At 60.7% G+C, this 15,252-nt stretch carries 12 protein-coding genes; 3 read left to right on the plus strand and 9 right to left on the minus strand.

The genetic code is table 11. The features are described 5' to 3' along the window. Window positions 1–51: 51 nt before the first annotated feature. The 6 genes from ACR0AD_RS13005 to ACR0AD_RS13030 form a co-directional block, all read right to left on the minus strand. Complete coding sequence (locus ACR0AD_RS13005) at window positions 52–1,281, minus strand: DNA recombination protein RmuC (RefSeq protein ID WP_480487757.1); 1,230 nt, start codon at window positions 1,279–1,281, stop codon at window positions 52–54. Window positions 1,282–1,338: 57 nt separating this feature from the next. Continuing rightward, a complete protein-coding gene (mutL, locus tag ACR0AD_RS13010) occupies window positions 1,339–3,201 on the minus strand; it encodes a DNA mismatch repair endonuclease MutL (RefSeq protein ID WP_480487760.1) in 1,863 nt (620 codons plus the stop codon). A gap of 261 nt (window positions 3,202–3,462) precedes the next feature. Next, window positions 3,463–4,392, minus strand: a complete 930-nt coding sequence (locus tag ACR0AD_RS13015; protein ID WP_480487761.1) for a metal ABC transporter permease — start codon at window positions 4,390–4,392, stop codon at window positions 3,463–3,465. After that, window positions 4,389–5,594 carry a metal ABC transporter permease gene (locus ACR0AD_RS13020; protein ID WP_480487763.1) on the minus strand — a complete coding sequence of 402 codons (1,206 nt, stop codon included), beginning with the start codon at window positions 5,592–5,594 and terminating at the stop codon, window positions 4,389–4,391. Before ACR0AD_RS13020 ends, ACR0AD_RS13015 begins: the two co-directional genes overlap by 4 nt. A gap of 3 nt (window positions 5,595–5,597) precedes the next feature. Further along, window positions 5,598–6,401 (minus strand): metal ABC transporter ATP-binding protein, encoded by an 804-nt coding sequence (locus ACR0AD_RS13025; RefSeq protein ID WP_480487765.1) that lies wholly within the window; start codon window positions 6,399–6,401, stop codon window positions 5,598–5,600. A gap of 3 nt (window positions 6,402–6,404) precedes the next feature. After that, the gene (locus ACR0AD_RS13030) at window positions 6,405–7,358 is read right to left on the minus strand and encodes a metal ABC transporter solute-binding protein, Zn/Mn family (protein WP_480487767.1); all 954 of its coding nucleotides are present in this window, start codon (window positions 7,356–7,358) and stop codon (window positions 6,405–6,407) included. Between the two features lie 198 nt (window positions 7,359–7,556). Here ACR0AD_RS13030 and deoC point away from each other — a divergent pair, with 198 nt between their 5' ends. The 3 genes from deoC to ACR0AD_RS13045 all read left to right on the plus strand — a co-directional run bounded on the left by deoC (window position 7,557) and on the right by ACR0AD_RS13045 (window position 11,970). Beyond that, complete coding sequence (deoC, locus tag ACR0AD_RS13035; protein WP_480487769.1) at window positions 7,557–8,555, plus strand: deoxyribose-phosphate aldolase; 999 nt, start codon at window positions 7,557–7,559, stop codon at window positions 8,553–8,555. Between the two features lie 47 nt (window positions 8,556–8,602). Beyond that, window positions 8,603–10,936, plus strand: coding sequence for an aldehyde dehydrogenase family protein (locus ACR0AD_RS13040; RefSeq protein WP_480487771.1), 2,334 nt, complete (start codon window positions 8,603–8,605; stop codon window positions 10,934–10,936). A gap of 224 nt (window positions 10,937–11,160) precedes the next feature. After that, a complete protein-coding gene (locus ACR0AD_RS13045; protein ID WP_480487772.1) occupies window positions 11,161–11,970 on the plus strand; it encodes an SDR family oxidoreductase in 810 nt (269 codons plus the stop codon). Window positions 11,971–11,992: 22 nt separating this feature from the next. Here ACR0AD_RS13045 and ACR0AD_RS13050 read toward each other — a convergent pair whose 3' ends face one another. From ACR0AD_RS13050 to ACR0AD_RS13060, 3 genes are all read right to left on the minus strand, one after another. After that, a complete protein-coding gene (locus ACR0AD_RS13050) occupies window positions 11,993–13,303 on the minus strand; it encodes a M16 family metallopeptidase (RefSeq protein WP_480487774.1) in 1,311 nt (436 codons plus the stop codon). Further along, window positions 13,300–14,640 carry a M16 family metallopeptidase gene (locus tag ACR0AD_RS13055; protein ID WP_480487775.1) on the minus strand — a complete coding sequence of 447 codons (1,341 nt, stop codon included), beginning with the start codon at window positions 14,638–14,640 and terminating at the stop codon, window positions 13,300–13,302. The genes ACR0AD_RS13050 and ACR0AD_RS13055 overlap by 4 nt, the downstream gene beginning before the upstream one ends. A gap of 82 nt (window positions 14,641–14,722) precedes the next feature. After that, a complete protein-coding gene (locus ACR0AD_RS13060; protein ID WP_480482853.1) occupies window positions 14,723–15,238 on the minus strand; it encodes a DUF3035 domain-containing protein in 516 nt (171 codons plus the stop codon). Window positions 15,239–15,252 lie beyond the last annotated feature (14 nt).

Genomic DNA, 15,252 nt, shown 5'->3' on the forward strand with positions numbered 1-15,252 from the left:
GCTGGCCCATCAGAACCGGCCCGGTGCCGGTTCAGTTCTTCAACAGGATGTTCAGCCTTCGTGACGCGCCAGAGGTACAACCTCTGTTTCAGTATCGGGCGCGATTTCTTCGAAGTCGAAATTATCCAGCCGCTGCGCCCGGCGGCCAGCCTTTTCGGCACTGATCTTGATTTCCGAGATATCCTTGGCCGCCTGCCCGAAGTGACGGTCGAGGTTTGAAACGCGGTCGCCCAGACGGTCCACATCCTTGTGCAGCAATCCCAGTTCTTTGCGGATCGCACCGGCCTGTTCACGCATGCGCGCATCTTTCAGGATCGCCCGCATCGTGTTCAGCGTGGCCATACAGGTGGTGGGCGAGACGATCCAGACCCTTGCGGCAAACCCTTCGCGCACCACATCGGGCAGGCGGGCGTGCAGCTCGGCATAGATCGCTTCGGACGGGACGAACATCAGGGCACCGTCAGCGGTTTCCCCGTCGAGGATGTATTTCTCGGAAATCGCCTTGATATGCACTTTCACGGCAGCGCCAAAAGCCCGCAGGCATCTTTCAACATCTGCCTTGCTCTGCGCGGCGGCAAGTGCTTCGAAATCCTCAAGCGGGAATTTCGCGTCAATCACGATCGGGCCGGGCGGGTTCGGCAGATGCACGAGGCAATCTGCACGCCTGCCGTTCGACAAGGTGGCCTGCAGCGAATAGCTGTCTGCGGGCAGTGCCTTGGACACGATATCGTTCAGCTGAATCTCACCAAACATCCCGCGCCGCTGCTTGTTTGACAGGATATCCTGAAGGCTGAGAACATCGCCCGACAGTTTCGTGATATTGTCCTGCGCCTTGTCGATGGCGGCCAGACGCTCCTGCAACTGCGTCAGTGATGTCGCCGTCTGCTTTGACGAACCGTGCAGGGTTTCCTTCATCCGTTCCTGCATTTCGGCCAGCGCGCGCGCCGATTTCATCGCGTTGTCCGCCAGCCGGTCATTCATCTGCTGCTGGACCGAGGACAAGCGCGCCTCGACCGTCTGGATCACCTGCACCTGCGCGTTGGCCTGCGTGTCCGAGACATGCTGCAAGCCGCCGCGCAACTGTTCCTGCCCCTGCCCCAGCTGCTGCACATGCTGACCCAGAAGCGCCATCTGCCGCGCCAGCGGTTCCGCCATCCGGGCCGAGCGATTGGCTGCGCGCAACGACAGGAACAGCAGCAGCAGGATCAGCGCGACTGCTCCGCCCGCAACCAGAATCACGGGATCATTCAGCGCTATTTCAATACCTGCAATCTGGATCATGGGGTTCAGTATGTTCTCGTTTTGTTTCTGTCTTCTTAAGGCCTGTTTGACACCAAATCAACTGCGCCCGAACAGGCGTTCGATATCGCTTAGCTTCAGTTCCACATATGTGGGTCGCCCGTGATTGCACTGGCCGGAATGCGGCGTCGCCTCCATCTCGCGCAGCAGGGCGTTCATTTCCTCGGCCCGCATCCGGCGGCCGGACCGGACCGAGCCGTGGCAGGCAACCCGGCTGAGGATCGCCTCGATCCTTGCCTGCACCATCTGGGTTTCGCCCTGATCGGCCAGTTCGTCGAGGATATCCAGGATCATCGCGCGCGCATCGACCTCGCCCAGAACGGCCGGGGTTTCGCGCACGGCAATGGCGCCTCCGCCAAAGGGTTCGATGGTCAGCCCCAAACGGGACAGATCATCACAGACCGCCATCAGACGGGCGCAGTCGCCTTCGGACAACTCAACAATCTCAGGGATCAAAAGTGCCTGCGCCGCGACGCCCGTCTCGGCCATCTGTGTTTTCAGCTTCTCATAGACCAGCCGTTCATGCGCGGCGTGCTGATCAACGATCACCATTCCATCGGCAGTCTGGGCGATGATGTAGTTTTCATGCACCTGCCCGCGCGCAGCACCCAGCGGAAGATTCTGCGCACCGGGCTCCTGACCCTGTGATACGGGTGCAACCGGGGTCGGATCGACAATGCTGCCGCTGTAATCATGCGCCAGTTCCGCAAAACCCGGAGCCTGCGCCCGGTACGCGGCCTGGCGCGCTGCGGGCGACGGGCGATCCATCTGATAGACCCGCGCTGGTGCAGACTGCGCAGGCTCCGGTCTCATTGCACCCAGGGTCGCATTGGCCACGGTCGATGACGCACGATGCCCTGCCTCGGCCAAAGCGTGGCGCAGGCTGGATACGATAAGCCCGCGTGCAACGCCGGGATCGCGGAACCGGACCTCGGACTTGGCGGGATGAACGTTCACGTCAACCAATGTCGGGTCGCAGTCGATGAACAATGCCGCCGCCGGGTGACGGTCCCGGCTGAGGAAATCGAAATAAGCCGCCCGCAAAGCACCGGTCAGCATCTTGTCCCGCACGGGACGCCCGTTGACAAAAAGGTACTGCGCCACCGCAGCGCCACGGGAATAGGTCGGCAGGGCCGCATAGCCAAAAAGCCTGAGACCGTCGCGCGTGGCATCGATCCGCAGCGCATTCTCGGCAAACTCGCGCCCGATCACACGGGCAAGACGGGCGTGCAGGGCGTCAAACAGGTCGCCATTCTCGCGATCCGCGCGGAAGATCACACGGCCTTCGCCACCGCCCGAGACATCGCGCAGGGTAAATGTGACGGATGGTTCGGCCATCGCCAGCCGTTTCACCATGTCCGTGATCGCCTGCGCCTCGGCCCGGTCGGTGCGCATGAATTTCAGCCGGGCGGGGGTGGCGAAGAACAGATCGCGCAGCTCGACCACCGTGCCCGCGCGCAGGGCTGCAGGCTTGACCGAACCCGTCTTGCCACCTGCAACATGGATCTGCGCCGCGTCCGCACCGGGCACGCGACTGGTTATGGTCAGGCGTCCGACAGCCCCCAACGAGGGCAAGGCTTCGCCTCGAAACCCGAAGGTGTGGATATTCAGCAGGTCCGATCCGTCGATCTTTGATGTGGCGTGGCGCGACAGGGCAAGCAGCAAATCTTGGGCCGGGATACCGCAGCCATCGTCGGTCACGCGGATCAGTGTCTTTCCCCCGTCGGCGATTTCGACGGCTACACGCGCGGCCCCGGCATCAAGTGCATTCTCGACCAGTTCCTTGACCGCCGAGGCCGGGCGTTCCACCACTTCACCCGCCGCAATACGGTTGATGGCAGCATCGTCAAGCTGTCTGATCACGGGGCGATTTTCGCTGATATTGGGGTTTGTTTGCGCCATACCCCTAGACCTAGCACAACCGCGCACGATTCTGCCACCGGTTTGAGCATGTCTTCTGATCGGAAAGGGGCGCCCGGATGGCCGTGAATGAATCCCCATTCCGTACCATCCGGGCCTACCAGAGTGAGTGGTGTGTTCAGCTAATCAATGGGCAGCCTCTAGCACGAGACTTCCCAAAAATCTGCTTAAGATTAACCTTAACGGCATCTGGGCAGAGTTTGGCCGATGACGCATAGGCATCTGCGGCAGGAAAATGCCGTCTCAGGCTGATGTCTGAACACCAACTCGTGTGCGGCATGGGCCAAACATGGCCGCCAGTGCCAGGATCAGCCCGGACATCGTTGCGATCATCCCCGCCGCACTGACCGCATCCGCTGCACCCAGCCACAGGGGTCCGTAGCCTGCCAGCACATACCCTGTCACGGCAGAGGTTATAGCGATCACGACACTCCAGCCAATCTGCGCCTCAAGCCGGTTGGTCAGCATCCGCGCAGATGCCGGCGGGCAGATAAACATCGCAATCACGATGATCGAGCCTACCGCGTCGAAGGCGGCGACCGCCGCGATGGCCGCAGTGATGACGAGCGCCATGCCCAGAAGTCCCGTGCGAATACCAATCGTGCGGGCGAAACCTTCGTCAAAGGTGGATATTTTCAGCGGCCGCCAGAACAGCCATGTAAACAGCATCACACCCACCAGTGTCAGCGCAATACGGGGCAGTTCCGGGGGCAATCCGGCAAGGGCATGAGCGTCCAGCAACGAGGACCACCCGGTCGCGTCCAGCCAGATCAGGCTTTCGAGATTGCCGTAAAGCGCATGTTCCACATCCAGATGCACGGTTGACGTATCCGTCTGCTCAAGCAGCAGGACGCCTGCTGCGAACATGGTGGTAAAGACCACGCCCATGGCGGCCCCGGGTTCGATCTGCCCCAGTCGGCGAATGGCCTCGATCAGGACAACAGCCAGAACCGCGGCCCCAGCCGCACCCAACATCATCGGCCAGGTGGATATGGCACCTGTCAGCAGAAACGCAACAACGATACCCGGCAGCACTACATGGCTGATCGCATCGCCGATCAGCGCCTGTTTTCGCAACACAAGAAAGTTGCCGGGCAAGGCACAGGCGATGGCCGCAAATGTTCCGATCAGCAGCGGTGTCAGAGACAGCGGGACGAATTCTTCACCACTCATGCCGGTATCCCCTGCGGTCCGCCAATCTGGCGGTCGATCTCATCAATCTGGTCGCGTGTCAGAACGGTCTCGATATCACGCAACCCGTCATAAAGCGCAGCTGTCGCCTCGTGCGCCTGATCGGCGCGCACGATTTCCCATCGCTTTTCATCCCGCAGGGCCTTGGCCGCGCGGGCCTTGCCGGTGTCCGTCGCCACGCCATCCGCCCGGACCAGCCCGGCACGCCGCAGCAAACGCAGGGTCAGGGGTTCATAGATCTTCTGCCCTTGTGCCAGCGCCAGAAGTCCCTGACGAATATGCACCCGGCGCTGAAACCGCAGATGCCGCAGCACCGCCGCCAGAACGCCACGCATCGGGGCGAAGAAGAGGGAGGCGAGGAAAAAGGCAAAGCTGACCAGTACGATGATCGGGCCGGTTGGAAGATTGGGCGCAGATGCGGATATGGCAGCGCCGATAAATCCGGCTAGTCCACCTGCCAACCCGGCCAGCAGAACAACGCGTTCCGAGCGGTCAGACCAGAACCGGGCGGTCACCGCCGGAATGATCAGCAACGCCACGATCAGGATCAGGCCGACGATTTTCAGACCGACCACGGTCACGGCCATGACCAGCCCCATCATGGCCAGGTCGATACGATGCACTGGCAACCCGCGCGCCGCTGCGTATTCGGGATCGAATGCGACAAGGGTCATCGGACGGCGGATGATCAGCACCAGAGCCAAGGTCAAGGCGCCACCAAGTGCGATGATCACCGCATCGGCCCACAGCATTCCGGCGGTTGAACCCAACAGGAAACCTTCCAGCCCGGCCTGACGGCCAACCCCCATGGTCTGGATGACCGTCAGCAGCACGATCCCAAAGCCGAAGAACACGGACAGAACCGCACCGATCGCGGCGTCCTCGGCCAGGCGGGTGCGCCGTGTCAGCCAATTCATGCACAACAGACCAACCCAGGCGGAAATAGCGGACCCCACCAAAAGGCCCGGCAGGTTGCGCCCGTCCCCGCCCAGCGCGACCAGCACCATGTAAGCGATACAGACGCCCGGCAGGGTTGCATGGCTGATTGCGTCGCTGACAAGGGCGCGCTTGCGCAGAAACAGGAATGTCCCCGTCACGCCCGCCGACACGCCCAGCAATGTCGCACCGATGGCAACCAGCGTGGCGTTATAGCCAAGCTGAAGGGTCAGAGCATCCCAAAGCATGAACTATCCCAGCGCGCGTGAAATCTGATCGATCTGCGCCGTTGCCAACCTGCCACCATAGGCCGATTGCAGCGATTCCGCCGTGAACGCCTCGGCCACCGGCCCTTCGGCCACCTTGCGGGTATTGATCAGGAAAACGTAGTCGAAATAGTCGGTCACGGTGGCCAGATCGTGATGCACGACAACAACTGTCTTACCGGCCTCTTTCAGGGATTTCAGCACCGCGATGATGGCTTTTTCGGTGGCGGCGTCGACACCGGCAAACGGCTCGTCCAGCAGGTACAGATCAGCATCCTGAGCCAGAGCACGCGCCAGAAACACACGCTGTTGCTGGCCACCGGACAGCTGGCCAATCTGGCGATCCGCGAAATCGCGCATTCCCACACGGTTCAGGCAATCCATCGCACGGGCCTTGTGGCGCGCGCGCAAGCGGCCCAACAGGCCCAGTTCACGCGACAGACCCATCAGAACCACGTCGATCACACGTGTCGGGAAATCCCAGTCCACACTGGCACGCTGGGGAACATAGGCAACACGTGCGCGTTGCGAATTCAGCGGCTGACCAAATACGGTCACCTGCCCCGACAAAGGCGTAACGATGCCAAGCGCCGCCTTGAGCAGCGTTGACTTTCCAGCGCCGTTTGGCCCGATAATGGCGGTCATCGCGCCGGGCTCAACCGTCATATCAACCGAAAAGACCGCTGGCTTCTGCCCGTAGGAAACCGTCAGGCCCCGCACAGCCAGAGGGCTGTTATCCAGGTTTTGTTCCTGGATCGTCACACCTTCGTTGCTGATCAGCCCCAGCATCTCTCAGAACCCTGCTGACAGTTTGCCGTTCATGCCGCGATCGGGAACTTCTCCGCCCAATGCGCCTGCGATGACGGTGATATTGTGATCCAGCATCCCGATGTAAGTGCCTTCGTAGGTGCCATCCTCGCCCATGGCGTCCGAGAACAACTCGCCCCCGACCTTCACCTCGTGCCCTTTGGCGGCGGCCCCTTCGATCAGCGCGCGGATCGACCGGTCAGAAACCGAGCTTTCGACGAAGACCGCCGTGATCCGGCGATCAACCAACAGGTCAACCAACTCTCCGATCCGGTTCAGGCCCGCCTCGGATTGGGTCGAGATGCCCTGAATGCCCAGAACCTCGAACCCGAAACTTTCACCGAAATAGCCAAAGGCGTCGTGGGCGGTGACCAGAACCTTGTTGTGATCCGGTACCGAAGACAGGGTTTCCTCGGCATAGGCCGTCAGACGATCTATGTCCGCCAGATGGGCTTGTGCATTGGCGGCAAAAACCTCAGCTGCTTCGGGGCGTGCCTCCGTCAGCGCGCGCTGCACTTCCAGAACAACCTCGCGCCACAGCGCGGGTGTCATCCAGACATGCGGATCATACTTGTCGGCATAATCATCATGCGCACGCAGCATGGACTGATCTACGCCTTCTGCAACCGCAATGACGGTCCGTTTCCGCACGAGGTCATGAAAGAAGTCTTCCATTTGCGCTTCGAGATACAGGCCGTGCCACAGAACCAGGTCTGCCCGTGTCATCGCAACAATATCGCTGCGCGTCTGGCGATAGGCATGGGGATCAACGCCGGGGCCCATAAGCCCTCTGACCTCAACCAGATCACCGCCGACCTGACGGGCCGCATCTGCAATCATGCCCGTCGTGGCCACCACTTTCAGCGGTGCCCCGGCAAAAGCCATGGCTGGCACCGAAAGGGCCAGAGCCAAAAATGCAAGGCAATGCCGACGAATCATTTCCAACCTCGATTTAGATACGTGTTGGATCAAATATGAGAACCATTCGCAACTAAGTCAACGCTAATGAGAATTATTCGCAAGAAAACCTCTGTTATTTGTCCAAATGGTCAAAAATATTCGATCATTGCGCTGGAACACCTTCCATTCCCGGGCCACCCGTGCGATTTTGTCGCAAACCTCCCAAAGGACGTAACCATGGATACGCAGAGCTCAGAAAGCCCCGTGCGCACCGCGCATCTGCCGCAAGTGACCGAACCCCGGAACCCCGGAATGGAACTGGATCTGGACTGGGTGCGCGCCGTTCAGGCCAATACTTCCGCGATTGAACGCCGTGCGGCCACATTGCCGGGCCGCCGTTCGGTCAAGAAGGAATATCAGGCTGCGTGGCTGCTGAAAGCCGTCACGATGATCGACCTGACCACGCTGTCGGGCGATGATACGGTGGGCCGTGTGCGCCGCCTGTGTGCAAAGGCCCGTCAGCCGGTTGCGCCTTCGGTCCTTCAGGCGCTGGACATGCCGCCGATTACGACCGGGGCGGTTTGTGTCTATCACGACATGATCGAAACCGCCGTGGACGCCCTGAAAGGCACTGGCATTCCGGTCGCTGCCGTGTCCACCGGCTTTCCCGCAGGCCTGTCCCCGTTCCATCTGCGCGTGGCCGAGATCGAGGAAAGCGTGAAGGCCGGGGCCGAGGAAATCGACATCGTAATCTCGCGCCGTCACGTGCTGTCGGGGGACTGGCAGGCCCTGTATGATGAGATGAAGGCGTTCCGCGTGGCTTGTGGCGATGCCCATGTCAAAGCCATTCTTGCGACCGGAGAATTGGGTAGCCTGCGCAATGTCGCGCGCGCCTCGCTGGTGTGCATGATGGCCGGGGCGGATTTCATCAAGACCTCGACCGGCAAGGAAAGCGTCAACGCCACCCTGCCCGTGTCGCTGGTGATGATCCGCGCGATCCGCGATTACTATGACCGCACCGGATATCGGGTCGGCTACAAGCCTGCAGGTGGTATTTCGAAAGCCAAGGACGCGCTGGTTTATCTGTCGCTGATCAAGGACGAGCTGGGCGACCGCTGGCTGGAACCGGATCTGTTCCGCTTTGGCGCCTCATCGTTGCTGGGCGATATCGAGCGGCAGTTGGAACACTATGTCACCGGGGCTTACTCGGCTGGTTACAGACACTCGATGGGCTGAGCCCGTGGGTATGTCTGGACAGTGAGTATTTGGGAAAAGATGAAGTCATGACAGTCAAAGAGATTTTTGAGACCATGGAATACGGCCCCGCCCCTGAAAGCGCCGCCGAGGCACTGGCCTGGCTGGTCGATCAGGGCGACAAGTTCGGACACTATATCGACGGTGCTTTCACTAAGCCGGGCAAAGGGTTTGACAGCCGCAACCCGGCGACCGGGGAGGTTCTGGCCAAGCTGACGCAGGCCAAGCAGGCCGACGTGGACGCCGCTGTTGCCGCCGCGCGCAAGGCTCAGCCGAAATGGGAGAAACTGGGCGGCGCGGGCCGTGCGCGGTATCTCTATGCAATTGCGCGACTGCTGCAAAAGCATTCGCGTCTGTTTGCGGTGCTGGAAAGCCTCGACAACGGCAAACCGATCCGGGAATCGCGTGACATCGATATTCCGCTGGCGCAGCGGCATTTCTATTATCACGCCGGCATGGCGCAGCTGATGGAAAGCGAGCTGCCCGACGCCGAAGCGCTGGGTGTGTGCGGCCAGATCATCCCGTGGAACTTCCCCCTGCTGATGTTGGCGTGGAAGATCGCGCCTGCGCTGGCAATGGGAAATACGGTGGTTCTGAAACCCGCTGAATATACCTCGCTGACGGCGCTGTTATTTGCCGATATCTGCACACAGGCCGGTCTGCCGAAAGGTGTCGTCAACATCGTCACCGGAGACGGTGCCGTGGGCGAGATGATCGTGGCCTCGGACGTGGACAAGATTGCCTTTACCGGCTCGACTGTTGTGGGCCGCCGCATCCGTGAGGCCACTGCCGGATCTGGCAAGGAACTGACATTGGAGCTGGGTGGCAAATCCGCGTACATCGTGTTTGATGACGCCGATATCGACTCGGCCATCGAAGGGCTGGTGGATGCGATCTGGTTCAATCAGGGTCAGGTCTGCTGTGCAGGTTCGCGCCTGCTGGTGCAGGAAGGCATCGCCGACCGTTTCCACGACAAGCTGCGCGCCCGGATGGACACGCTGCGCGTCGGCAATCCGCTGGACAAATGTATCGACGTGGGCGCGGTTGTGGACCCGGTTCAGTTGCAGACCATCAAAGGAATGGTCGAAAGCAACACAGCGGGCCATGTGCATCAAGCTGCCTGCGATCTTCCCGCACACGGCTGCTACTACCCGCCGACACTGATCTCGGGGCTCGAGACCTCGGACCCGTTGATGCAGGAAGAGATCTTTGGTCCGGTGCTGGTGTCTTCGACTTTCCGCACACCGGAAGAGGCCGTCGAGCTGGCCAACAACACCCGGTATGGTCTGGCGGCGACCGTCTGGACCGAGAATGTGAACCTTGCGCTGGATATCGCGCCCAAGCTGGTTGCGGGCGTCGTCTGGGTGAATGCCACCAATCTGTTTGACGCTGCTGCCGGGTTCGGCGGGGTCCGCGAAAGCGGCTTTGGCCGCGAAGGTGGTTGGGAAGGGCTGACCGCCTATACCAGACCCAAGGGTAAGGCCAAGCCGCTGGCAAAGGTCGAGGCAGCCATGGGCGAAGGGGCACCGGTCGACCCGATTGACCGCACTGCCAAGTTGTATGTCGGCGGCAAGCAGGCGCGACCCGATGGTGGTTATTCGAAACCGGTTTGGGGCAAGTCCGGCCTGCTGGGCCATGTGGGTCTTGCCAACCGCAAGGACGTGCGCAACGCGGTCGAGGCTGCGGCAGGTGCCAAAAGCTGGTCCAGAACCACCGGCCATCTGCGGGCCCAGATCCTGTATTACATCGGCGAAAACCTCTCGGCCCGCGCCGGTGAATTCGCGGCGCGGATCGACGCCATGACCGGCAGGAAAGACGGCGCGAAAGAAGTCGAGGCTTCGATCCAACGCCTGTTCACTGCCGCCGCCTGGGCCGATAAGTATGACGGCCAGGTCCATGGTGTTCCGATCCGGGGCGTGGCCATCGCCATGAAGGAACCCGTTGGCGTGATCGGTGCGCTTTGCGCGGATGAGGCACCGCTGCTGGGTCTGGTCTCGGCCATGGCGCCTGCGATTGCGATGGGCAACCGGACGGTTCTGGTGGCTTCTGAGCCCTACCCGCTGGCGGCGACGGATTTCTACCAGATCCTTGAGACTTCGGACGTCCCTGCCGGTGTGGTCAACATCCTGACGGGCAGCCATGCGGAACTGGCGAAACCGCTGGCCTCGCATCTGAATGTCGACGCGGTCTGGTCGTTTTCGTCCACCGACCTGTCGAAAGAGATCGAGGTCGTTTCAGCCGGGAACCTGAAGCGGACCTGGGTCAATAACGCGACGGCATTTGACTGGAGCATGGACCATTCCCGCCGCTTCCTTCAGGCTGCAACAGAAGTGAAAAACATCTGGGTGCCCTACGGCGAGTAGGGCTCCCGCCAAGGGAGCGTTTACTTTGGTACTACCGACTGAGAAAACCAATCGGACTTCTATCGCTCGTTTGGTGATTTTTTCTTTGGTCGGCGCATTTGCGTGCTTGGTATTCTTACTCGCAAATCGCGAAACTCTTGTGCTTCCGATGATTGAGGAGATGCGCAACGAACTCAGTCAAGAGAATGGCGCTCACCCAGTAGATCAAAGATAAAGGGCGTTACATGGATTTTTCAGGACAAACCGTCATCGTGATTGGCGGAACCAGCGGTATCAATCGCGGCATTGCCGAGGCTTTTGCGGCCTCGGGTGCCAAACTGGCCGTGGCCAGCCGGTCGCGGGAAAAGGTCGATGACACCATCGCCGCGCTGAAAGCCGCAGGCGCACAGGATGCGATTGGGGCTGCGTTTGATGTGCGTGATGCCGACGCTGTGGCGGCGGGGCTGAAGCAATTCCATGACGCCTTTGGGGATTTCGATGTGCTGATCTCGGGCGCGGCGGGCAACTTCCCGGCGCTGGCGTCCGAGATGTCGGTCAACGCGTTCAAGACCGTGATCGATATCGACCTGATGGGCACGATCCACGTGATGAAAGGGGCGTATCCGTTCCTCAAACGCCCCGGTGCCAGCATCATCAATATCTCGGCCCCGCAATCTTATCTGCCTTATGAGGGTCAAGCCCATGTCTGCGCCGCTAAGGCGGGGGTGGATCAGATCACTCGCACGCTGTCGATGGAATGGGGTGTCGAAGGGATCAGGGTGAACTCGGTTGTGCCGGGGTTCATCGAAGGCACCGAAGGTGCGAAACGCCTAGCGCCCACCAAAAACGCCCACGAAGAACTGCGCCGCGACGTGCCGTTGGGCCGCTGGGGCCAGCCGCAGGACGTGGCCAATGCCTGCCTGTTCCTCAGCTCGGATCTGGCCAGCTATATCAGCGGCACGGTTCTGGCCGTGGATGGGGCACTTTATCAGCGCGGATCGGGCAAGTTCGGCCAGATGATGGGCGATATGCTGCGGAGTATGAAAAAGGGGTGAGCCGCAACTCACCCCTTGCAGTTCAGTTGGTAGTTTCCAGCCCAACCGGCTTTCCAACAACAGTGAAATGCAGGCCGTCCGGGTCCAACAGTTCGGATGCAACGCGGTTCACGTCTTCCAGTGTGACCGCGTTCACCTTGTCATTGCGGGTGGCGATATAATCGATGGGCAATCCTTCCATCTGCATCCCCACCATGATCCCGGCAATCTGCCCGTTGCCATCAAAGCGCAGCGGATAAGCGCCAGTCAGATTGGTCTTGGCATCGTCCAGTTCCTTCTGCGTCACCCCTTCGGTGGCAGCATGCGCCCATTCGTTGCGAATAACCTCTATCGCCTCGGCAATGCGGTCATTGGCCGATGACACCGACCCCAGGTAAACCGAGGCCAGATCCTTGGGCACAAGATAGGTTCCAACCCCATAGGTCAGGCCACGCTTTTCGCGCACCTCCTGCATCAGACGGCTTTCGAACCCGCCACCGCCCAGGATGTGGTTCAGGATATAGGCGGCAAAGAAATCAGGATCGTCCCGATCTATTCCGGCATGGCCAAACAGCGCCACGGATTGCGGGGTGTCAAACTCGACAACACTGATCCCGCCGGAGATGGTCACGTTGGCCTTGCCCGGGATGGGCTTGCCCGTTTCCGGCAGGTCGGCGAGCAATGTGTCCAGCAATGCGCCCAGTTCTTCGGCCGTGATATCGCCGACGGCCCCCACATAAAGACGATCCTTGGCAAAAACGCTTTCATACGCCGTTACCACATCATCCCGTGTCAGCGCCGAGACGCTTTCGATCGTGCCCTTGCCTTCGGAACCATAAGGGTGATCGCCATAGGCCATCTGGGCAAAGCTGCGGCCTGCAATCTCGTTCGGGTCGGTCTGATCTGATCGCAGCCCGGACAGGATTTGTGCGCGCACACGGTCAACCGCGTCCTGATCAAAGCGTGGTTCGTGAATCGTCTCACGCAGCAGGTCGGCAACCTCATCCCGGTTTTCGGTCAGAAAACGTGCGGAAATCGAAACCGTGTCGTCACCGGCGTTATAGCGGAACGATGCGGCCAGCGCCTCAAGCTCGCGCGCATAGGTCCGCGCGTCCATTTCACCGGACCCTTCCTCGATCAGCCCGCTCATCAGATAGACGGCGCCGCGCTTGTCCGGGTCGTCCAGCGACGTACCGCCACGAAAGCGCAGCTCGAGCGCGGTGAAAGGGATCGAGTGATCCTCGACCAGCCATGCGGTGATCCCGCCGGGTGAGGTCACTTCTTCAATCTCGATCTCGGCCAAGGCAGGCAGAGCAACCAGACAGGCAATCAGCGTTGCGAGAAACCGTTTCATTGCGTTACCTCATCATCGCGCATCAGCCAGCCGGTGACCGACGCCTCGGGTTGCAGAACATCGCGGGCGGCGGCGATGATTTCGTCGCCGGTCACAGCCTGAAGAATATCAGGCCATGCCTGCACGTCCTGTATTGTCAGGCCGCTGGTCAGGGCGCGCCCATAGCGGTTGCCGATCCCGTCCACATTGTCGCGCGCATAGGTCTGCGCGGCCCGCAACTGCATCTTGATGCGGTTCAGATCGTCCTCGTCGACACCTTCGGCAATGAAATCGGCCACGGCCTGGTCCATGGCATCTTCGGCCTCTTGCAGGGAAACCCCTTCGGCGGGAACGACCAGCAGATCGAATGTTGTGTCATCCAGCGACACGTCACGGTAGAACGCCCCGGTATAAACAGCCATTTTCTGATCAAATTGCAGCTTTTCGTTCAGGTAAGAGGTCGTGCTGCCCCCTAGAAGTTCCGCCAACAGAAACAGGGCTGCCGCCTTTTCCTGATCGCCCGGATCGCGTTCCGGCGCCAGGTAACTGCGCTGGATGTAGGGCTGCGCCACGCGAGGGTCCTTGAAAGTCAGACGACGTTCGGCGGTTTGCGGGGGTTCCTGCGACCGGACCCGTTCCGGCAAATCCGCATTGGCGGGAATCACACCGTAATACTGATCGGCCAGAGTGCGAACCTCGGCGGGATCAACGTCTCCGGTGACAACCAGAATGGCGTTATTGGGCGCGTAGTGGGTCTGGTAGAAAGACAGCGCGTCTTCCAGTTCCAGTTCTTCCATCTCGTGCTTCCAGCCGATGATCGGCACGCCATAACGGTGATTGAGGTATTGTGCCGCGCTCATCTGTTCGCCGAACAGGGCGCGCGGGTTGTTTTCGGTGCGCTGGTTGCGTTCCTCAAGGATCACATCGCGCTCGGTCACGATATCCTCATCGCTCAGGCGTATGTTCCGCATACGGTCCGATTCCATGCGCATCATCAACTCAAGCCGGTCGGCGGCGACGCGCTGGAAATAGGCAGTGTAATCATACGAGGTGAACGCGTTATCGTTGCCGCCATTGGCCGCGACGGTAGCCGAGAACTCACCTGGCGCCAAAGTATCTGTGCCCTTGAACAACAGGTGTTCAAGAAAATGCGCGACACCCGACGATCCGATCGGCTCATCCGCCGATCCGGCGCGGTACCAGACCATGTGCTGCACGACAGGCGCGCGATGGTCTTCGACCACGACGACATTCATGCCGTTGTCCAAAGTGAATGTGGTGACCGCTTCTTTCCCGCCCCCGGCAAAAGCCGGGGTGGTGGCGATCAGGGCAGCCGACAAGGCCAGGGCCCGAACCATGGGGCATCCTCCGTTTCGTTTTATAGTATTCAAACTACGGTGGTGCGGCCCGGGTTCAAGCCCGATGACGGAAAGTTAAGAATTATTCATTCGGGGGCGAGGTCGGGGTTTCGACCCCGGCCCGGCGGGCGGCATCGGTTTCCGAATACGGATCGATCGACTGGCGTTCGTAGACCTGATTATAGCGGTCGACGGGGAACAGGCGCAGACCGGTCCAGCGGCCCCGGCGTTTGCGGAACGCGGCATCCTCGGCTTCGACCACTTGCCGTGCATCGGCTGGCACGCCATAACGGCTGGACGCCGTCACAAGCGCTGCATCCGACGACGGCACACCGGCATTGGGGTTCAGGGCGGCGGCATTACCGCCCAGCGCGATCACCGCATCGGCCTGAGGGGTCGGGTCTGTCAGATTTCCACCACCCGGCGTCGGTGCCGGCAGGAACGCGTAATCCTGAGGCTGGGTCAGCGGCTTGACCGGCAATACCGAAAACTCATCCGGACCCTGTCCCGGAGGCGCCAGATCCCGCAGTCCGGGATTCGAACATGCCGCAACCGCAGCGGCAACTGTCAGAACAAATATGGCGCGCGGCATCCGCATTGGTGTCTCCAGCC

This window comes from Ruegeria sp. BH8, from assembly GCF_056538065.1.